This is a genomic window from Prolixibacter denitrificans (assembly GCF_003014495.1).
Classification (GTDB): domain Bacteria; phylum Bacteroidota; class Bacteroidia; order Bacteroidales; family Prolixibacteraceae; genus Prolixibacter; species Prolixibacter denitrificans.
In genome coordinates this window covers 55,864-76,814 of the sequence record NZ_PYGC01000006.1, presented here as the reverse complement: position 1 = coordinate 76,814, position 20,951 = coordinate 55,864, and the positions used below count along the sequence as shown (strand labels likewise).

Here is a 20,951-nt window from a genome sequence, read left to right as displayed (position 1 = left end):
AATGTGCCGGTACCGGTGAAAGTGAAACTGGCCGACAAACTGCAAGGCCTCGACCTGGTGTTCCACGGCGAAGTGGCCCGCCGGCAATAAGATACTAAACGAAAAATAGTTATAAAACCCTTGGTTGGACTCTGTGGACTCTGGCCAAGGGTTTTTCTTTGGATACATCACCGCACGACACACTACCATCCCATTGGATAAGCGCAGAAGCATCGTTTTTACTAAAAAAATTACCTACCTTCATTGATGATAATGAGATAAATGAGAACCATTAAGCTGTAATTCTGCTAAAAGGAATTATTATGAAAAATTATGTCTCTAATTTATCACCAAGAAAGGCTGCAATTATTGTAGGGATTTCGTTTATAACCTCGGTTGCCATCGTAACATTAGTTGATGATTTTCTCTTAGCAAATTTTGTTGTACCTGGGGATACATCAGCTTTAGCGAAGGACATTGAGGCTAACAGAAAGTCATTTGGATTTGCTGTTACAGGCTATCTACTTGTACTTGTGCTGGATTCTATTATTGGTCTTGCACTTTATGTGGTGCTTAAACCAGCGAATAAAAAGCTTGCATTCTATACAGGGGCTCTCAGGGTACTATATGCTTCTACTTTGATAATAGGGTTGTTCGCTTTGGTATTTCAAATGATCGATGTGTACGGCTATGCGTCTTTAAAACTTTTCGGATACATTTTTTTCGCCTTACACATCCTTGTCCTGGGTTATTCGGTTCTCAAGTCAGGTTATATGCCGAAAAGTCTTGGCATATTGTTGATGTTTACATCGCTCACATATATCGTTTTTTTTGTTGATAGCACCAATCTACCTGAAACATTCACGATCAGCATTATGTTTATTATGCTCATTGCCGAACTTTCACTGAGTGTTTGGCTAATGTGGAAAAGAAATAGACTACCTCAAAAAATATAGATTTTGCTGATAGCAAGAAATGTGCTTTATAATTAATATGGCCTTCGCTTTACCATTGCGTTGAATAGAAAAACAAAACATTAACAAGAGAGATTATTATTTAAGAATGAAAAAAACAAGAGAAGAAACGGAGGCTGAATTTGCAGACAAAATCAACTGTAATTTTCCGTATGATGATATGGAAGAATGTTACCGTTTGATTGAGGAAGCTAAAAGCATTTCTCTTAATTCCGTTTTTATTGTAATTGAGGAATTAGCGCGTACACCTTTTTCAGATATAGAGAAAATTGGTGAATTAAGACTTAAACACCTTCTCCAAAAAACTTTAGAAAATTTTACCCATCCTATTTTAGACTCAATAGTACGAACAGCGAATTTGATGATCGAGCATAAAGAGCAATCGGTAGACGAAGCCGTGCAATTAATGAAAGACATTGAAAAATATCCGGGTTTATGGGCAGCACTAAATATAGCATACTTTTCATGCGACGATATAGATGGTCAAGCTGATCGTAAGTTTGACGAAATTAGAAACAAATGGAATTACGATGTTTAAGCAGCGACCGTTTGCCTAGTCTCTAGCGGCAATAAGCCACGACAGGCACCCAATACTTTTTGGCGAATCGAAATCATTTAAGCAAATTCGAAAGATATAATCATACATTATGACAGCAGAAATTAACAACCAACCTTACCAGAAAGGGTACATCGATGTTTCGGAGCAGCACTCGCTCTATTTCGAATTATATGGAAATCCGGAGGGAATTCCGGTGTTGTTCCTGCACGGCGGGCCCGGAGCAGGATTTTCAGACAAAGACAAACAGTTCTTCGACGAAAAAAGGTACAATGTGATTTTCTTCGACCAACGGGGCTCGTCCCAAAGCAAACCATTTGGCTCCATCGAGAACAACACGACGCAGGACCTCATTGACGACATCAATAAAATACTGGACCACTTAGGTTTTGAAAGCGTCTATGTTTTTGGCGGTTCATGGGGAAGCACCCTCGCACTGGTGTATGCCATCCATTCGCCTGCACGCGTTAAGGGCTTAATCCTGCGGGGAATCTGGCTGGCCAATCGATACGGACTTGATCACTATATGAACGGTGGAATTAAGCACTTCTTTCCCGATGTGTGGGAACGGTTTGCCAAACTGGTGCCCGAGGGAGAAAATCCGGTCAGTTACTATTTGACACAGATGCTGTCGGATGATGAAGAACTCAGTGAAAAATATGCGTATGAATGGGCCTATTATGAAATGTCGTTTTATACCATCAATAAAATTGCCGATCCGGCTGAATCATTGAAATCGTTCTCGTTCAAATCGATGGCGATATTGGAAGCCCATTACATTAAAAACGATTGCTTTTTGCCGGAAGATTTCATCATGAACAACATCGATAAAATCGCCCATATCAAGACCTCCATCGTGCAGGGACGGTATGATTTTATTTGTCCTCCGGCACAGGCATTCAGGTTGCATTCCAAATTGAAGAATTCAGAGCTGCATATAACGATTGCCGGCCACTCTTCAACCGATGAGGAGACTAAAAAAGCGTTGATTAGTGAACTGGAAAGAATAACAACCGAGAACAAATAAACGGTTCAATCTGGCTTAAGATGAAGACTATTTAATAATCTTCATCTTCTTGGCTGACTCTTTCCGGGTAACCAGCATGGGAATGGCAACACCTGCCGCCAGCGACAGCAAAATGAACAAGGTCTTCAATCCATTACTGACGGCTGAATTCAGAATGTCGCTGTAGCTGTCGGCGTGCGTGTCGCCGGCCAGCCTGATCAGGCCCAACATCATCCGGTAGGCAAAAGCACCGGGAACCATGGGAATGACCGCAGGAATGGAAAAAACCAACGGCGGTGCATGTTTGCTATGGGCAGCGGGAATACTCAGAAAACCGACCAGCGTGGCTCCGGCCAGAGAAGCCAGAATGATGTTGCCGCCGAAGTGCAGTATGACCAGCTTGGTGATTCCACCCAGCGCTCCAACCAGCCAGATAACCGGCAAAGCACGCTGCGGCACGTTGAACAGCACGGCAAACCCGATGGCTGCAAATCCCAGCCACACGCCCATCTCCATAAAGTGATACAGTTCCGTCATCGCCTAAATATTATAAATTATCATGGCTCCCAACATGCCCAACGCAATGGCAAAAGAGATAATCATACCGTTCGCCCCACGAACCAAGCCGTTCATGATGTTGCCATCGATTAAATCGGTGAATGAATTGATTAACGGTACACCGGGAATCAAAAACAGTACCGAGGTAGCAAAAGCCAATTCCGGGTTACCGCCCAGTCCCCACTTCACGGAGGCACCGGAAATCAAGGATGCAGTGAGGGAGGCAAAGAAAACACACATGTAACCGTTGAAGGAACGTTTCGCACTCTCCTGCCTGACAAATAACCCGGCAAAGGTGGCCACAAACGCCACGCCCATTTCGGTCGCTTCACCTCCGAATAACCGGCAAAACGAAGCACCGGCCAGACTGACCAGCAACAAAATGACCAACCGGGGATAATGTGGTAAACTACGCAGCCGTTCTATCTCTTCGTTGATTTTCGGAATATCCCAGCCTTCTTCCACGACCCGCCAGCTCATCCGGCTGATACCGGAAACCACTTTGAAATTAACACCGTGTGGTGAAGTTCGTTTCAGGCTACTAAAAAAGTACTGCGATTCCTCTTCCACCAGCGTAAGCATCAGGGCGCGGTGCGTGACCAGCAATTCGGAGTTGTAGCCCAATGCTTCGGCAATCCGGGAAATGGTCACCCGAATACGCCCGGTGCTGGCGCCGGAGCTCATCAATAAAGCACCTATTTCCAACAGTGTAGAAGCTAGTTCTTTGGTTCGCGTACTTACTTTCTCCATAGTTTCAGGAATCGATATCCGGTTACAAAATTAGCCCATTCCTACCGGAACTCGGGAGTTAATCACCATTTTTAACGATATGTTGATTTTTCCTCCTGCTCCGGAAAAGGACACAATTGGATAAGTAAGATTTGTGCGAAGCCTTTTTTTCTTTAACCATAACCCTAAGAGTTACACAAAAGAACACAATGAGATCTCTAAGCGATGCGGAACAAAGAACAGGGCAAAAGGCAAAAGTAAAATTGCCTGTAACCTGAAACCTATTTTTTGCACAGCCACGATGTATCGTGGCCCTACCTGGCCGCTACAGATTGAACCGAAGGAGAACAATAGTAACCACAGAAACGATAGTAACAACAGGAACCGCCTAGCGTAACAATAGGAACAAGTCGAAAGTCAAAAGTCTCGTGTCTAATGTCTCCTGTCTGGAGTCTTACTTAAAACTTAACACCTAACACTTAAAACTCTCTTTCAACCTGTAACCTGAAACCGCGAAGCCCAACAACAGGAACAGATTGCCACGGCCTCCTTTATCGGCCTCGCCATGCCGCATCGGTTATTTTTATATTTTTGTTTATCTGACTAAACTCGAAACTCATGAAAAAGCTAAGCTTCCTTTTCGGATTCCTGATTCTACTTGTTTCCTGCCAACAGGAAAAACAGCCGCAATTTACCAGTATGTTTAACGGAAAAGACCTTTCGGGATGGGATACCTACCTGACGGCTCCTTATGATACGTTGCAAAAGCTCGGGCTCAATTACGGCGACCCGTTTCCGGATTCGATTGTTTTCGGAGTGAATAACGATCCGTTGGCCGTTTTCACGGTAGTGGAAAAAGATGGTGAGCCGGCCATCCGCATTTCGGGACAGGTTTTTGGCTGCATTGCTTCGCAGAAAGAGTACGGGAACTACCATTTTCACCTCCAGTTTAAATGGGGTGAGAAAAAATGGGCCCCCAGAACAGAAGCGCCGCGCGACTGTGGTTTGCTCTATCATTCCGGCGGTCCGTTTGGCGTGGGCTCCAGCACCTGGATGCGCTCACTGGAATGCCAGATCCAGGAACGGGATTGCGGCGACTTTTATCCGGTTGGCGCAGCTTATACGGATATTCCGGCTTTGCCGAATAACGAGAACCGTTTCTACACTTACAAAGTGGGAGCTCCGCTGGTGACTTTTGGCGGAGACCTCTGGCGCTGTCAGCGCGACAAAGACTGGGAAAGCCTTCCGGGAAAATGGACTTCCATCGACCTGTACACCGTTGGCGATACGAGTATTCATGTGGTGAACGGACACAAAAACATGGTGCTTTTCCATAACCGGCAGGTGGTTGACGGGAAAGAAATACCCGCGACCAAAGGCAAAATTCAAATTCAATCGGAAGGTGCCGAAGTATTTGTGCGCGATATGAAAATCACGCCCATAACGCATCTACCCAAAGCATTACTGAACCAGAAGTAAACTGATATCGTTCTTTCGGCTTACCGGATACAACAAAATCCGTTGTTTGTCTGAAATCGCTGGCAACGGATTTTTTACGTATCAGAAGGTTCGGGAGTGGAAAAAGGATGTCATCCCTCCGATACAGTCTAAGAATTTAGGGTCAGGACATGTCCTGACCGCGCGGATGATATAAGTTTGGCAAGCTGGTTAACACCATAGGGATGACATCCTTAGCCTACATAGAAACCATTGCAACCTGGAAACAGCACAACCGGAAACCTGAAATAGGCCTCCCCGTGCGGCGCAACAACGTTTCCATTTCAATGATGGCCGGAATGTGCGCCTCTTACCGTTCACACAATCTAAACCCGGGGTGGCGAAAACTACGTTTCCTTACCCCGGGCTATGCTATTTCAGCCCTACAGGCTGATGACAATAGAAACCACAGAAACATTTGGAACAACAGAAAACACAGCAACCTCATAGCACAACTTGTAACCTGTAACCCTTCTTAAAACTTAACACTTAAATCTTTGCACTTTTTAAACCTGAAACCTCACTCGTCTAGTGTCTACTGTCTGCTATCTGCTATCTGCTATCTGCTATCTGCTGTCTTACGATATAATTTCCGGCGTAACCGGAATGGTAAAATAGAACGTACTTCCTTTATCGACTTTGCTCTTCACTCCAATCTTCCCGCCATGCCGCTCGATAAACTCCTTGCACAAAATCAGTCCTAAACCAGTTCCTCGTTCACCATGCGTCCCCTTCGACTTGAATTTCATATCGATGCGGAAGAGCATATTCAGATTCTCCTTCGCGATTCCCAGTCCCTCATCTTTCACCCGGACTTCCACGTCATGACTGTTTTTCTTCACTTTCACAGCAATCTTTTTCCCTTCGCTGGTGAATTTGACAGCATTGCTCAACAAGTTCCGAACGACGGTATTGATCATGTCACGGTCGCCAAACGCCATGATGTTTTCTTCCAGTTCGGTTTGCAGGTGAATGCCTTTCCGTTCAGCCGGGACCCGGTGTAAATTGATGTTCTCGTACACCACATTCGAGAGATTAAACGGACGAGGCTCAAAGTTAATGCGGCCGGTCTGCGCTCTCGACCAGGTCAGCAGATTTTCCAACAGGGAATAGATTTCCTTGATGGCATCATTCACTCTCTTCATGCCCAAATGCTTGTCTTCCTCGTCGGCGTGCTCAAAATCCTCCAGCAATAGATCGGTAATGGAAAGCAGACTGGTAAAGGGATTCTTTAAATCGTGCGCAATGATGGAGAAGAATTTATCTTTGGTAGCGTTCAGTTCCAACAGGTTGTGTTCCGATTCGGTCAGCTGACGGTTAGCCTCGGCGATTTGCCGGTTCTGCCGTTTCAGTAGCCGGTTGGTTTTCGCTTTTACCAGGTAGTGATAAATCAACAAACTAATTCCCAAAGCAAACAAAAACTCAAACATCATAAACCACCAGGTACGGTAAAACGGCGGCGTAATAATGATGCTCAGTCGCGCCTGGTGCGGGCTCCACTGGCCGTCGGAGTTCTGCGCCTTTACATTCAGCACATAGGTTCCGGCATCCATATTGGCGAACGATATGTAGTTTCGGGTGCCGGCATGAGTCCAACCCATGTCGAGGTTTTCCATCCGATAGGCAAAGCGGTTCGTCGCGCCAACGGGACATTTCAGCGCGGCAAATTCCAGTGCTAAAAACCGATGCCGATAGTTCAGCTTGATTGCTTTTGCATAGGAAATACTCACCGGCAGGGTAAATTTCCCTTCCTCTTCAGTCACCTGGTAAATGCCTTTTTCTTCCTCTTTTATGTCCCGGTCCGGTTTTACTTGTACTTCACTGCCAAGCACATCCATACTGGTAATAACAACCTCCGCATCGTTGGCAACCGGTTTCAGTTTATCCGGTTCGATAATGTTCAATCCGTAAACTCCGCCAAAATAAAGTTTTCCATTGCGTCCCCGGTGATAAGCGCCTGCATTGAACTCATTACTTTGCAAACCGTCGTTTACGTCGTAGTTCTTCGTTGAATAATCTTTCAGGTTGAACCGACAGATTCCACCATTCGTGCTCAGCCAGAGATTCCCCTCTTCATCCGGCAAGATACCGTAGACCACATTACTGGGAAGTCCGTCTTGAGTGGTGAACCGCTGAAATTTCCCCGTATGCGTATCGAAGCGATTAAAGCCATCGTTGGTGGCAACCCACATCACGCCTTCTTTCTCCTCGAAAATGGAGAAAACATTGTCATCCGACAGGCTTTCCGGGTCGTTTGGATTGGAACGGTAATGAGTGAACTCTCCTTTTTGAATATCGAGACGATTCAGTCCGCCGCCATAGGTACCAATCCACAGATACCCCTTTTCGTCCTGCAGAATGGACGCAAAGATGATGTCATGCGAAAGGCTACGCGGATCGCCGGATTCATGTCGGTAGCGAATGCATTTCCCGGTTGTCGGGTCCATCCGGTTGAGACCTTCCCGCGTACCAATCCATAGGTAGCCATCTTTGTCCTCATAAATCACCCTGGCCGTATTTCCGGTCAACGTGGTGCTATCATCCGGAATCGAACGGAAATGCTGAAATGTGCCGGTCGCCGGCCGGAATTTGTTCAATCCGCCACCGTCCGTACCCACCCAGATATTTCCTTTCCTGTCCTGAAAAACGGCCCTGACAGCTGATTCGGACAACGAAGAAGCAATGCCCGGCTGATGTTCGTAGAAGGTGAAATTTCCGGTTTGCGGCCAGTACCGTGCCAGTCCCCGGTCGTTCGTGCCTATCCATAAAGTACCGTCGCGGGCTTCAAGTATCGACCAGACGAAATTACTGGGCAAGCTGTTTTCTTCCAGTGGATCGTGCCGCCACAATTCCACCTGGTGCGCATTGGGATCGTAGATACTGATTCCGGCACCGAAAGTTCCGACCCAGATAACGCCCGCCTCATCTTCGTAAATGCAGTTGATGAAGTTCTCCGACAAGCTTTCAACATCGGCCGGACTATTCACATAATGATTTCGCTCTCCGGTTAATGGATCGATTCGATAAAGACCATCCCCGTGCGAACCGTACCAGATATGCCCCGTCCGATCCTTCAGAATGGCTTTATTTGTATTGATCGACAAACTATTGGTCGAAGCGAAAGAACGAATTTTCGATTGAAGTCTATCCGTGGCAAAATCGAGTTTCGAAAGCCCGAAGCTACTGACAATCCAAAGCGCCCGGTCACCATCTACCAGCAGGTTTTCCACTATCTGTCCGTCACTGTGTTCCTCATTGGAGTTGGGGATACGGTAGTGGCGGGTTCGTTTGGTTACCGATGAATAGTGCACCAATCCATCGGTGGTTCCAATCCATAAGTCACTGTCTTTTATAGCCAATGCGGTCACCGAAACCGGGATTCCCTGGGGAAACAGGCCCGGAGGCTGTGTAACAACTCCCTTTGCCGGATCGCACTTAAAAAGTCCTGCATCCGTACCTATCCACAGCGTGTTATTGTTCTCAGGCAACAAGGTATTGATCCGCACCCGACGGTTGGCAACCGGCATTCTGATTCGTTCCACCGAAAGACTATCCTGCCGGATGCGATTCAGACCACCCAGCGTGCCGACATACAGATACTTTCCTCCATCGTGAAAAAGCGTGGTAATAGTATCACTGGTGAGGGAAAACTCATTCCCGGGCTGATGTTTGAACCGGGTAAAAGTTTCGGTGCGCGGATCGAACCGGGTAAGTCCACCTCGGGAGCCAAACCATAAAATGCCGTCGGGAGCAACAAAAATCTGCTCAATCCATTTATACGTCAGACTATTTGGATTTCGTTGTTCCGGCCGGTAAATCGTGAAATTTTTGCCGTCGTACTTGTTCAGGCCATCTTCTGTGGCAAACCACATAAATCCCATGCTGTCCTGCCGAATACAATAAACCGAACTGAGCGACAACCCATCGTTGATTGTTATTCGCCTAAACCGCACATGGTTGCTGTTTCCGTAGGTCGGAGCAGTAACAGACAGGAAAAAACAGAAAAAAAAGATATAGCTGGCAGCTTTCAATTTCATCCCCTTTAGTTTAGTTGGTCAACATACTCCATCCGCCCCCTTGCGCACCCGATATAGTAAGTTAAGGATAAAACCCTTTGAAATCAACGACGTCAAAATGTTTTCGCCACCTCTCCCGCCATCATTTCCTTTGGTTTAAACCAATTCGTTTTTACTTTTACAATTCCCTAACTAAAAGACGCATCATGGATCACCGTTGTTACACTTGTCTGGTAAAATCGTTCGATAAATTGCTCGAATCGCATCCCTTTCCGGAAGAAACCAAAGAAGCGCACATGAAAGATTTTCTTCGCTTTCTGGGTGCTGAAAATGGGAAAATGCTGCCGGCTGATGTCAGTCGCCGGAATCATCAGAAAATCCGTGAGATGTTGCAAGACGACGATCCCTACCGGGAATTAAAGATCCAGTCGAACAACGGTTTATTGACTCAATACCATCACTGGAGGGAAAAAGTACAGCAGAGTGAAAATCCTTTCGAAACGGCCCTTCGTCTGGCCATTGGCGGCAACATTATCGATTATGCGGCCAACCCTGAATTTGATGTGGATGAGACTTTCGAAAAAGTCCTGAACAGCGACTTTGCCATCAACCATTCACAACTTCTTCGTGAAAAACTGGAACAGGCTGATACGATTCTCTACCTGGGCGACAATGCCGGCGAAATCGTCATGGACAAGCTATTTCTCGAAACCTTGAATCACCCGGGAGTAGTTTACGCTGTGCGCGGAAGACCGGTTATCAACGACGTGACCATGGAAGATGCCCAGAGCGTCGGCATCGACCAATATGCACGAGTGATTAGCAACGGAGCTGATGCACCTTCTACTCTGCTACACCTCGTTTCCGACGAGTTTCTGGATGTTTACCGGCAAGCTGATGTCATTATCTCCAAAGGACAAGGCAACCTCGAAGGGCTTCTGGGAAACCGGGAAAAGTCAATCTTCTATCTCCTCATGGTAAAGTGCCCGTTGATTGGCGATAAGCTGGGCGTACAAAAAGGAGATTTTGTCGTCGCACACAACCATCTGATGAAAAATTGATTACCTCTTTGAATAGCCAATTAGGCTACATGCAAAACGAAACGTAGATTATGAAAAAAACAGTCTTAATAATTTGGGTGCTTTTAATTTTCACCAGCTGTTTCAATAAAACAGGACAAAAACAAAAAGACAAACAGAGTAATCAAGCAGATTCCCCAATAGACAATACCAATCGACCAACTAAACACTTAGAAGACCATAAACTAATATTTAAACCAGATACCACAATTGGTAAGATATGTCTGGAAAACTCGAAGAATATCAACGAATATCTTGGTAAGAATGTTATGAAAAGACTTGTAGATAATGGCTTCCCACATTCAGATGTACTCTCCAGTGACGAGAAACAAAAACTAACCTTTTATTTTCACCCTGGCAATGTAACAAAACGATTTTCAGAATTTAAAGTAGAATACGTAACTCAAATGAACAAAAATACCAGAGTTACACCAGATAAAGAATTTAAGACAGAAAGTGGAATAAGGTTAGGGATACCATTGACTAGACTGAAAGCCATTAAAGGTAAACCTGATAGTATTGTAAAAAGCAACGCAATAACCATTTTACGCTATCAAATCAATAACTATAAAAATTCAAAATTTCTTCAGAGATACAATATGCCTGAGTACTATAGTGACTATAAATTTGAGAATGACAGGCTAATTGAATTCAAATTTGGTTTCGTTTATCCTTAAAAACGACCATAACAGTGACTTAAAATGAAAGTCTATAGAGTCCCGTGGCACTCATAGACAAAACCAGAATCATTTTTTTAATCCTCGATACCAAACCAACTAACCATGAGAAAACTGACGGCAAATGGACAAAAGTGGCTGAAGATATTCCATCTCTTTTTCGTCGCCCTTTGGATTGGCGGCGCGTTCAGCATTAATCTGAAACAGTTTTTCCTTCACCCGGAAACCGGAGACGAATTGTACGGCATTCTTTCCACCATGGACTTCATCGACTGGTATGTGATTGTGGTCGGTGCTAACGGAACCTTGCTGACAGCTCTTCTCTATTCCATTTTCACCAAATGGGGCTGGTTCAAACATCGCTGGATTACCGTGAAATGGATCATTTTACTGGCAGGTATTTCTTTCGGAACCTATCCGCTCGGCCCATGGCTGTCGGGAATGGCTGAAATCTCCCGGACACAGGGATTGGGGGCTTTTCATAACCACACTTTTCTGCACAACCAAAAAATGTTGATGATTTTTGGAATCATTCAACTTTGCACAATTCTCTTTGCGGCAGTTATTTCGGTGCTAAAACCGTGGAAAAAGAAGCTTAAGTCCTCCTAGGTTCACTTTTATTTTAACGTTCGTTAAAACATTTCCAGCGGACGTCGTGTTATTTTTGCGACAGTTTCTTAAAAGAACCGGACAATTTTTATAACTCCGATGAGACGGAACCGATTTAATCTGCTTTTACTGGTCGCTTTTCATCTGGCAGCGTTTACACAACCGCTGTTGGTACCGTCTATTCACTGGTATGTTCACCATCATAAAGCTATCCACACTTCCGGTGATTCGTCGGTTCTCAGTCATGAAGACACCTGTCCGATCAACCAGTTCCATTTTGTTCATTACATTGGAACGGATAATGAGCAAGCGCATGTTGTTCTAGACGGTAAACCGATCGTCAATACCCTTTTACCCGAACAGCGTTTTGCCGAATTTACACATTTCTTTTTCCTGCGCGCCCCGCCCACACTTTCACTCCCACACACTGCATAAATATAGCCTTTAGCTCATTTCCCGGAAGGAAACCCTAAACGGCTCATCCGAAGCCACCTGAATCCTGCGTATTATTTCGCATAGGATAACCGTGTATGTTATTCATAGTGACTTCGATCAGAAAGGAATATGTTCCGATGGGAACGTATGTCCGAAAAGAACATCAGGTAAAATGAACACATCTAATCAATTGAAGAAAATGATCAAAAAGATATTCCTCATTTCCATTATTGTTTTATTGTTACCATTTATCGTAACAGCAGCGCCTGCTGACGCGGCCAAAACTTCATTTACAGGAAAAGTGACTGATGCCAAAACAGGTGAATCGTTGCCGGGTGTCAGCATCTACTTCCCCGATTTGATGACCGGAACCGTAACCGACATGAACGGTAACTTCAAAGTCGATAATCTTCCTGCGTCCAAAGTGATGGTTCAGGTGCGGTTCATCGGCTACAAGCTCATTGCCGAAAACATCGATTTGTCGGAGGTTCATGAGAAGAATTTTGCCATGAATCCTTCGGTAACCGAAATCAACGAGGTGGTGGTAACCGGACTTTCCAAAGCCGCTACTCAAAACCGGACGCCAACTCCCATCGAGATTGTTCCCAAGACCAAATTGTTGCAAAATGCATCGTCTAACATCATTGATGCACTAGCAAAAGAACCGGGCATTTCGCAGGTGACAACCGGTGCCGGAATTTCCAAGCCGGTCATTCGCGGGCTGGGTTTCAACCGCGTTGTTGTAGTGAATGACGGTATTCGCCAGGAAGGCCAGCAGTGGGGCGGCGAGCACGGAATCGAAATCGACCAGTATGATGTCAAACGGGCCGAAATCCTGAAAGGTCCGGCTAGCTTGGCCTATGGTTCCGATGCCATGGCCGGCGTTATCAACCTTATATCAGAGCCTCAAATACCGGAAGATCATCTGCAGGGCGGCGTGCTGACCAACTACCAAACCAACAACGGTTTGCTGGGGTATTCGCTGCATCTTGGTGCCAACCAAAACGGGCTTCTTTGGAATCTGCGTTACAGTAACAAACGAGCCCACGATTACAAAAACAAGTACGACGGTTATGTGTACGATTCCCGGTTCAAAGAAGATGCCCTGAATGGCGTGATTGGTCTCAATAAATCGTGGGGGTATTCACACCTGATTCTGAGTTACTATCATATGGTTCCCGGCATTGTAGAAGGCGAACGTGACAGCCTGACCGGGAAATTCTTAAAACCAGTGATGGTGAACGGTCAGCCGGATGAAACACTGGCAACACACTCCGATTTCATGTCCTACAAACAAGGAATGCCGTACCAGCAAATCCACCACTACAAAGCTATTTTGAAAAACAATTTCGTTACCGGAAAAGGAAACCTGAAAACCATTTTCGGATTTCAGCAAAACAACCGCCAGGAGTACAGCGATATTGCCAATCCGGAACAATACGGTTTGTATCTCAAACTAAATACTCTGAACTACGACGTGCGTTACCTGCTACCCGAATCCAACTCGATGAATATTTCATTCGGTGTCAACGGTATGTTTCAGCATTCGATGAATAAGGGAACGGAATACCTGGTTCCTGATTACCACCTGTTCGACGCCGGTGTTTTTGTGATGGCCAGAAAGAATATCGACCACCTCGATTTGAGCGGCGGTCTGCGTTTCGACCGTCGTTCGGAGCATGGAGAATCGCTCTACCTCAACAATGCTGAGGAAGCGGTTTCGTCTACTGCGCCGGGAGCCACCGAACGCTTTCCTTCGTTCCATTCCGATTTTAGCGGCGTTTCAGGAAGTCTGGGAGCCACTTATCAGTTTTCGGAAAGCTTTTACGGAAAGTTGAATATCTCCCGCGGATTCCGCGCACCGAATATTGCCGAGCTCGGATCAAACGGCGTTCATGAAGGAACGCAGAAATATGAAATCGGGAACCCCGACCTGAAACCGGAAAACAGCTGGCAATTCGATCTCGCAACCGGATTGAATACCGAACACGTTTCTGCTGAGCTCGACCTTTTCAGTAACCGGATTCACAACTTCATCTTTTCACGGAAGTTGAACGGCTTTGCATCGCAGGATTCCATCATGGATGGAGTTCCGGCGTTCAAGTATGTTTCGGGTGACGCGCATCTGTACGGTGGTGAAGTGCATGTTGATATTCACCCGCACCCGCTCGACTGGCTGCATTTTGAAAACAGCTTTTCGTATGTGCGCGGTGTGCAGCTCAACCAACCCGATTCGATGAAGAATCTGCCTTTGATTCCGGCGCCTCGTTTTCAATCGACGCTCCGGGCCGATATCTTCCCGAAAGGGAAAACACTGCGCAACGGTTACATCGAGTTTGGGCTTGAACATGATTTCACTCAAAATAAATTCTACTCAGCATTTGGAACCGAGACCAGGACTCCGGCTTATACGTTGTTGCACGCCGGCATCGGAACAGACATTTACTGGAACAACAAAAAACGGTTCTCTCTTTGGCTGCAGGCCGACAACCTGGCGGACGTAGCTTACCAAAGTCACTTAAGCAGGTTGAAGTATACCGGGATAAACTATGCTACCGGACGTGAAGGCGTTTACAACATGGGACGAAACTTCAGTTTTAAACTCCAGATTCCCATCGATTCAAAACTTAGATAATCGTCTTTAATGAAAAGCCTGCTGAAAAAAGTGGGCTTTTCTTATACAAATGCTAAAAAGCGTTTAAACCTTTTTCGTTGTTCTTCATCAAACCTCTATTCAATCGCCGAACGTTGTATAATAGATATATCATGTTGTGATGTAAAATGCAATGCGGCTTAGTTAGTAGTTAGCAGGCAGCTGTCCCTCCCGGGATGGCTGCTTTGCTTTTGGTACATCGGTTCTTTTTCTCCGATTCCTTTCTTCCTATTTATTTCGAGTCTTAATCAGAAGCATACACAGGTCTCTTTTTACTACCTATCAACTCAATAGATACTACTCGAATAACGACAGGAGTCAACTCTTCCGAAAATAAAATCAACATATCGAAAGAAATAGATATATGGACATGGAAAGTATTAATTTTGCTGTAGAAAACTTTAACGATCGATACCATGGCAAAAAAATTTCAGGATGATGCCCTACTGTACCACTCACAGGGCCGGCCAGGAAAAATTGAGGTAATTCCAACCAAACCGTATAGTACTCAGAAAGACCTTTCATTAGCCTACAGCCCGGGAGTTGCTGTTCCTTGTCTGGAAATAGAGAAAAATCCGGAAGATGCATACAATTATACCGCCAAAGGCAATCTTGTGGCAGTCATTTCCAACGGAACAGCTGTTTTAGGTCTGGGAAACATCGGCGCTTTGGCAGGCAAACCCGTCATGGAAGGAAAAGGATTGCTTTTCAAAACCTTCGCCGACATCGACGTATTCGATATTGAGCTGGACACCCAGGACGTGGAGAAATTTATTCAAACCGTCTCCCTGATTGCTCCTACGTTCGGCGGTATCAACCTCGAAGACATCAAAGCGCCGGAATGCTTCGAAATTGAGCAGCGATTAAAAGAAACGCTTAACATCCCGGTGATGCACGATGATCAGCACGGTACAGCCATCATTTCATCGGCTGCCTTCTTGAATGCATTAGAGATAACCGGCAAAAAGATTGAAGAGGTAAAAGTAGTGGTCAACGGTGCCGGCGCTTCGGCGGTAGCCTGTTCTAAGCTTTACTTTTCACTTGGCGTGAAGCGCGAAAACCTCGTCATGTGCGACTCGAAAGGAGTCATCCACCGTTCGCGAACGAATTTAACGCCTACCAAGGCGGAATTTGCCACCGACCGCGATGTCCATACACTGGAGGAAGCGCTTCGTGGCGCTGATATGTTCCTCGGATTATCGGTCGCCGATTTGTTGACGGAAGAGATGGTTCGTTCAATGAGCGACAATCCGATTGTCTTCGCGTTGGCCAATCCAAATCCCGAAATCTCGTATGAAAAGGCAAAAGCTTCCCGCCCGGATGTCATCTTTGCTACCGGCCGAAGTGATTATCCCAACCAGGTGAACAACGTGCTTGGATTCCCGTACATTTTTAGAGGTGCGTTGGACGTTCGGGCGAAAGCCATTAACGAGGAGATGAAAATTGCTGCAGTAAAAGCACTTGCCGAGTTGGCCAAAGAGCCGGTTCCCGAAATTGTTTCTTCAGCTTACAATCAGAATACCATGAGCTTCGGGAGAGAATATCTGATTCCCAAACCACTCGATCCCCGTTTGATATCGACCATTTCGGTTGCTGTTGCTCAGGCTGCTATTGAATCGGGAGTTGCCCGGCATGAAATAGCGGACTGGAATGCCTACCGGGATGAACTCGATCGCCGACTGGGACACGACAACGCACTTATCCGGACCATTCGCGACCGGACGAAGAAATCGGGAAAACGGATTGTCTTTGCTGAAGGCGGTAAACTCAAGATTCTTCAGGCTGCCCAGAATGTGCTTCACGAAGAACTGGCCACCCCAATTCTCCTCGGGAATAAAGAAAAAATTATCAGACTGGCGGATGAAAATAACATCGACATTGAAGGTGCAACCATTGTTGAATTTTTTGGCAAAGAAGAAGCTTGTCGTCGGGAAGAATACGCCAAAGTACTTTTTGAGAAAAGACAGCGAAAAGGACTTACCCTGCAGGAAGCCAATGACCGGATGTATAACCGCGACCATTTCGGTATTATGATGGTCGAAATGGGCGATGCAGACGCATTCATTTCAGGATACTCTACTAAATATTCCGAAATTATCCGGCCGGCATTGCGCATTATCGGCACCAACAATCCGGGCAGACATATTGCCGGCATGTACATGGTGATGACCAAGCGAGGTCCGATCTTCCTGGCGGATACCACGGTCAACTCCGAGCCGAATGCTGAGACACTGATGGCAACCACTTTACTGGCAGACAGGGCCATTCGCCGCTTCAACATCGAACCGGTTATTGCCATGCTCTCTTATTCCAATTTTGGCTCGGTCAGGAAAGGCAACCCGGAAACACCCCGCAAAGCGGTAGAAATGTTGCATGAGCAGCATCCCGATGTGATTGTCGATGGCGAGATACAAGCCAACTTTGCCCTGAACAAAAAGATACGGATGGAGAAATTTCCGTTTGCCAAATGGGGAGACAAGCATATCAATACGCTGATTTTCCCAAGCCTTAGTTCCGGAAACATCGCGTATAAACTGCTCCAGGAACTTGGCGGTTACGAGATTATCGGCCCGATATTGCTGGGAATCGATAAACCGGTTCACATTATCCCCATCGAAAGTTCAGTTCGTGAAATTGTGAACATGTCAACCATCGCCGCTCTCGATGCCATTTGCACGGAGAATTGTGATTAATTCAGCGAGCTAAGCACCATTACCAACATATTAAAACGGCCGGAACAGAACGAATATCTGTTTCGGCTTTTTTAATTGTTTTTACCCAATACAAATTTCCAAAAACCGGGAATTTCTGTTCTTGATATGGCCGCATTGAATTTCAACAATTCCTAACTTTATACATTGAAAATCTGCACATGAGCAGACCTTTTGTTGATTTATTCTGATACAAACTAACGTATGAAAACTGCCATTATCTATCGAACCAAACACGGTACCACAGATACCGTTTCCCGCACCATGGCTCAAAAGCTGAGCGCCGACGAAGTAACACTCATCAACCTGAAGAAATACCCGAAACCGGATCTGCGGGATTTTGGACGCATTATTGTGGGCGGGTCCATTCATGCAGGGGCGATTCAAAAGCAGGTTAAAAACTTCTGTAAAGAACGCCTCGATGACCTTCAGCAAAAAGAGGTGGGATTATTCATCTGCTGCATGGACCGCGAGTTACAGGAAAAAGAATTCGAAGATGCCTTTCCGGAAGAATTAAAAACCCACGCTAAAGCCACAGGAATTATGGGCGGCGAGTTTGTCTTCGAACGGATGAATTTTCTGGAACGATTCATTGTAAAGAAAATCTCGAAAACTGACCATTCCGTTTCGGAAATCGACGAGGAAGCCATCGATGCTTTCGTGAGTCGTTTGCAGGGCTGAAAAGCAATATTACGTTCATCACAGCCCATTACCAGAACCGGGCTCCTGTTTTCTTTGCCAAAAAAAGGATAACTTTAGGTGAAATGAATCGCATTTGCCTAACCACCTAAACTAACAGAACTTATGAAAAACATTGGCATCGAAATCAAATGGGCACTTATATTCGTCATTATCCAACTGTTGTGGATGTTGCTGGAGCGCGTAGCCGGCTTACACAGTGAAAACATCGACAAACATGCCATGTTCACCAACTTTTTTGCTATTCCGGCCATCGCTGTGTATGTCGTTGCGCTGCTCGACAAGCGCAAAAATCATTACGGCGGATTTATGACCTACGGGCAGGGATTCATCAGCGGAGTTATCATCACCGTGATTGTGACCATCCTGAGTCCGCTGACCCAGTACATCATATGTACGGTGATTTCTCCGGACTACTTCCGGAATGCCACCGAATATGCAGTGAGTAGTGGCAAACTAACGCAGGAAGCAGCCGAAACCTACTACAGTCTGAAAAGCTACATCATCCAGGGATTGATTGGCGCCCCCATCATGGGACTCATCACCACGGCCATTGTGGCACTCTTTACCCGGAAGAATAACAAGCCGGAGGCGGCTGAGGTGGCGTAAAAAGATACGGACAAACGAACATGGAAAAGCCCGGTGTTTGCCGGGCTTTCTTAAATATCTTTATCTACCTCTTGAGTAATTTAAATGTCCAACCACCAACCATTTTATCTTCGTATTTTACTTGTATGCTGTCATTTAATGGAACAATAGAGTCTCTATCGACCATATGTACATCTGGCTCATTCGCTAAATATTTGATATATACAGGTAATCCTTCAGGTATACGCAAGCCAACTTTGAATCTCACATAATCTGATATAAACGTACTGTCTCCCACTCTATATCGGAAATTAACATTGTATCGGGAGTTAATATATTTCCCTTGATACGCATGGCCAATTGTATAAACGCCTTCTTTCTCCAATCTTTCTTTCAATGGTCGTTCCTTCAAGGTCAGGACAACAGGAATGATGAATATACTCATCGGGATGAGTAAAAAAATGATGACTCTTAACTTCTCTCTTCTCTTCATCGCTTGACACATTCTTCCATTGGATCGATATTTACTCTTTCTTAATTATTCCATTCTCTTGGAGCGTGTATTTCTCGCTGGTGTACCGAGTAACAAAATCACCAGCTTCGGCATCATATCCATCAAAATGAATATTTCTGACGACTTCATTATTTGCAATAGAGGCTGTTTCCAAATAATATACATCAGACACTTGTTCTAATTTTCCCAGCCTGATAGCATCTATGGGGTTCCCTGATTTGTCATAGCTTGCCAGAACTACAAATTTTAGTTCCCCGTCGAGATTCATCGGAATATTAACAAGAAGTATTTTGCCTAGAACTTTATCATTCACAATAAATTTTCTGTATTCATAGTATTCAGCAACCTTCTTTACTAACTCATAGACACTTTCTTTCCCTCCATATATTACTGGCTTTACATCCTTTACTTGAGGCAAACTGTCAACGGTATAGGATGCCAAAAAGGTCGAATCAATACGGATATGAAAACTTAGAGCTTTGCTGTTCATTTGCTGACTTTTAATCCCTCCGCCTCCGAGCCTATATTTCCTTGTTTTCTCAAACTCTTTTACAGACCTTTCAAAATCGATGCTGTCTTTTATCGGATATTCAAATAGCATCCTGCTTTTCTGAGGATTTTTATTGTAGTAAACAACAAGATACTCCTTTCCTTCCACTATTATATTACCGGGAATATTATATGTGTTTGCATCATATCTATTCACGTATTCAATATTTTTAACAGCATACTTAAACTTAACAAAGGGTGGATTTCCAGGTTCATTAACGACGTTATTCGGAGTAATTACGGTACCGCTTCCCTTACTATATTCGATTAATTTACCAATTGAAAAATCAGCATTGTTAAAGATATATTTTGTTTCGTTCCTGGAAACTCCTTTCAGCAAGAAGAATCCCGCAATACATAGTACCGCAATAATAAACTTTGTCAGTTCCTTCTTTGTAGATTTATTTCTTTTCACTTCGAAATCTTGATTTTTAGCCTATTATTTTAAAGTAAGCAAGCTTTGTTATCAATCACCAGTTGCTTTCTTCTTCCTCATTTCCTCAAACTCTCTCACATATTGTTTAAAAGAGGTGCTGTCCTTGATTGGATAATCTAACCTGATAATTGCTTTCTTAGGAGTTTCCATATTATATAATACAAGAAATCTATCTCCAGATTTGGCTAAATCTGGATCTGTAAATGCAAGTGCTGCTTTTCGAGAATCTTGCATGCAACGAGTATCACCTCCTCTATATTCGTGAGAATCGATGATATAACTAAATGATATCGACGACGTAGTTGTATTTGACGCAACTCTTCCCTCAAATACTCCGATTGCAAAACCACCGTGCAAAGCTAAGCTTTCTCGTTCTTCATTACTTTTCCTCGAGTTCATTTGAACAACGAAAATAACTCCAATAAAAAATACAACTAACAACGGAAATAGTAATTTATTCATCCTCACATTATTTAACATGGATAGACTCAACGATAATAGTATCCGGCCAAAGTAAAATTAACAAAATATTCTCACCAACATTCGTCGAAGGCTCCGAGGTGTTGGGCAACACCTCAACTTTCGAAGGGTTTCATGCGTTTGCATGTTATCAAACAACCTTGCCGGTGCATTTTAATGGCATTTGTCATCTTTCAGCTTGCCGGATGGTTGTTATTTTGTTAACA

At 44.8% G+C, this 20,951-nt stretch carries 18 protein-coding genes; 12 read left to right on the top strand and 6 right to left on the bottom strand.

Features of this window, described 5'->3' with window-relative positions; genetic code table 11:
- Positions 1-302 precede the first annotated feature (302 nt).
- The 3 genes from CLV93_RS12500 to pip all read left to right on the top strand — a co-directional run bounded on the left by CLV93_RS12500 (position 303) and on the right by pip (position 2,536).
- Entirely contained in the window at positions 303-935 is a 633-nt protein-coding gene (locus CLV93_RS12500; protein ID WP_106542543.1) for a DUF4386 domain-containing protein, read from the top strand.
- Positions 936-1,041: 106 nt separating this feature from the next.
- Positions 1,042-1,491 carry a hypothetical protein gene (locus CLV93_RS12495; RefSeq protein WP_106542542.1) on the top strand — a complete coding sequence of 150 codons (450 nt, stop codon included), beginning with the start codon at positions 1,042-1,044 and terminating at the stop codon, positions 1,489-1,491.
- Between the two features lie 109 nt (positions 1,492-1,600).
- Positions 1,601-2,536 carry a prolyl aminopeptidase gene (pip, locus tag CLV93_RS12490; RefSeq protein ID WP_106542541.1) on the top strand — a complete coding sequence of 312 codons (936 nt, stop codon included), beginning with the start codon at positions 1,601-1,603 and terminating at the stop codon, positions 2,534-2,536.
- 27 nt (positions 2,537-2,563) lie between these two features.
- Here pip and CLV93_RS12485 read toward each other — a convergent pair whose 3' ends face one another.
- Positions 2,564-3,052, bottom strand: coding sequence for a threonine/serine exporter family protein (locus CLV93_RS12485; protein ID WP_211297830.1), 489 nt, complete (start codon positions 3,050-3,052; stop codon positions 2,564-2,566).
- A gap of 3 nt (positions 3,053-3,055) precedes the next feature.
- Positions 3,056-3,823, bottom strand: coding sequence for a threonine/serine exporter family protein (locus tag CLV93_RS12480; protein ID WP_106542540.1), 768 nt, complete (start codon positions 3,821-3,823; stop codon positions 3,056-3,058).
- Between the two features lie 597 nt (positions 3,824-4,420).
- Here CLV93_RS12480 and CLV93_RS12475 point away from each other — a divergent pair.
- On the top strand, positions 4,421-5,281 hold the full coding sequence (locus tag CLV93_RS12475; RefSeq protein ID WP_106542539.1) for a 3-keto-disaccharide hydrolase: 861 nt from the start codon (positions 4,421-4,423) through the stop codon (positions 5,279-5,281).
- A 596-nt stretch (positions 5,282-5,877) separates the two neighbouring features.
- On the opposite strand, the gene CLV93_RS12470 is transcribed toward CLV93_RS12475, so the two are convergent.
- On the bottom strand, positions 5,878-9,336 hold the full coding sequence (locus tag CLV93_RS12470; RefSeq protein ID WP_106542538.1) for a two-component regulator propeller domain-containing protein: 3,459 nt from the start codon (positions 9,334-9,336) through the stop codon (positions 5,878-5,880).
- A 185-nt stretch (positions 9,337-9,521) separates the two neighbouring features.
- Here CLV93_RS12470 and CLV93_RS12465 point away from each other — a divergent pair, with 185 nt between their 5' ends.
- The 8 genes from CLV93_RS12465 to CLV93_RS12430 all read left to right on the top strand — a co-directional run bounded on the left by CLV93_RS12465 (position 9,522) and on the right by CLV93_RS12430 (position 18,787).
- A complete protein-coding gene (locus tag CLV93_RS12465; protein WP_106542537.1) occupies positions 9,522-10,376 on the top strand; it encodes a damage-control phosphatase ARMT1 family protein in 855 nt (284 codons plus the stop codon).
- A 50-nt stretch (positions 10,377-10,426) separates the two neighbouring features.
- Positions 10,427-11,071, top strand: a complete 645-nt coding sequence (locus CLV93_RS12460; protein WP_106542536.1) for a hypothetical protein — start codon at positions 10,427-10,429, stop codon at positions 11,069-11,071.
- Between the two features lie 105 nt (positions 11,072-11,176).
- The gene (locus CLV93_RS12455) at positions 11,177-11,680 is read left to right on the top strand and encodes a hypothetical protein (RefSeq protein ID WP_106542535.1); all 504 of its coding nucleotides are present in this window, start codon (positions 11,177-11,179) and stop codon (positions 11,678-11,680) included.
- A gap of 99 nt (positions 11,681-11,779) precedes the next feature.
- Entirely contained in the window at positions 11,780-12,115 is a 336-nt protein-coding gene (locus CLV93_RS12450) for a hypothetical protein (protein WP_106542534.1), read from the top strand.
- A 199-nt stretch (positions 12,116-12,314) separates the two neighbouring features.
- The gene (locus tag CLV93_RS12445) at positions 12,315-14,750 is read left to right on the top strand and encodes a TonB-dependent receptor (protein WP_211297829.1); all 2,436 of its coding nucleotides are present in this window, start codon (positions 12,315-12,317) and stop codon (positions 14,748-14,750) included.
- Positions 14,751-15,184: 434 nt separating this feature from the next.
- Entirely contained in the window at positions 15,185-17,461 is a 2,277-nt protein-coding gene (locus tag CLV93_RS20670; protein WP_106542533.1) for an NADP-dependent malic enzyme, read from the top strand.
- 222 nt (positions 17,462-17,683) lie between these two features.
- Positions 17,684-18,160 (top strand): flavodoxin domain-containing protein, encoded by a 477-nt coding sequence (locus CLV93_RS12435; protein WP_106542532.1) that lies wholly within the window; start codon positions 17,684-17,686, stop codon positions 18,158-18,160.
- A gap of 123 nt (positions 18,161-18,283) precedes the next feature.
- On the top strand, positions 18,284-18,787 hold the full coding sequence (locus tag CLV93_RS12430; RefSeq protein WP_106542531.1) for a DUF4199 domain-containing protein: 504 nt from the start codon (positions 18,284-18,286) through the stop codon (positions 18,785-18,787).
- Positions 18,788-18,851: 64 nt separating this feature from the next.
- Here CLV93_RS12430 and CLV93_RS12425 read toward each other — a convergent pair whose 3' ends face one another.
- Genes CLV93_RS12425 through CLV93_RS12415 form a run of 3 tightly spaced genes read right to left on the bottom strand, consistent with a single transcriptional unit; the run spans position 18,852 to position 20,727 of the window.
- On the bottom strand, positions 18,852-19,259 hold the full coding sequence (locus CLV93_RS12425) for a hypothetical protein (protein ID WP_146142016.1): 408 nt from the start codon (positions 19,257-19,259) through the stop codon (positions 18,852-18,854).
- Between the two features lie 31 nt (positions 19,260-19,290).
- On the bottom strand, positions 19,291-20,244 hold the full coding sequence (locus CLV93_RS12420) for a hypothetical protein (protein ID WP_106542529.1): 954 nt from the start codon (positions 20,242-20,244) through the stop codon (positions 19,291-19,293).
- 51 nt (positions 20,245-20,295) lie between these two features.
- The gene (locus tag CLV93_RS12415) at positions 20,296-20,727 is read right to left on the bottom strand and encodes a hypothetical protein (RefSeq protein WP_106542528.1); all 432 of its coding nucleotides are present in this window, start codon (positions 20,725-20,727) and stop codon (positions 20,296-20,298) included.
- Positions 20,728-20,951: the final 224 nt, after the last annotated feature.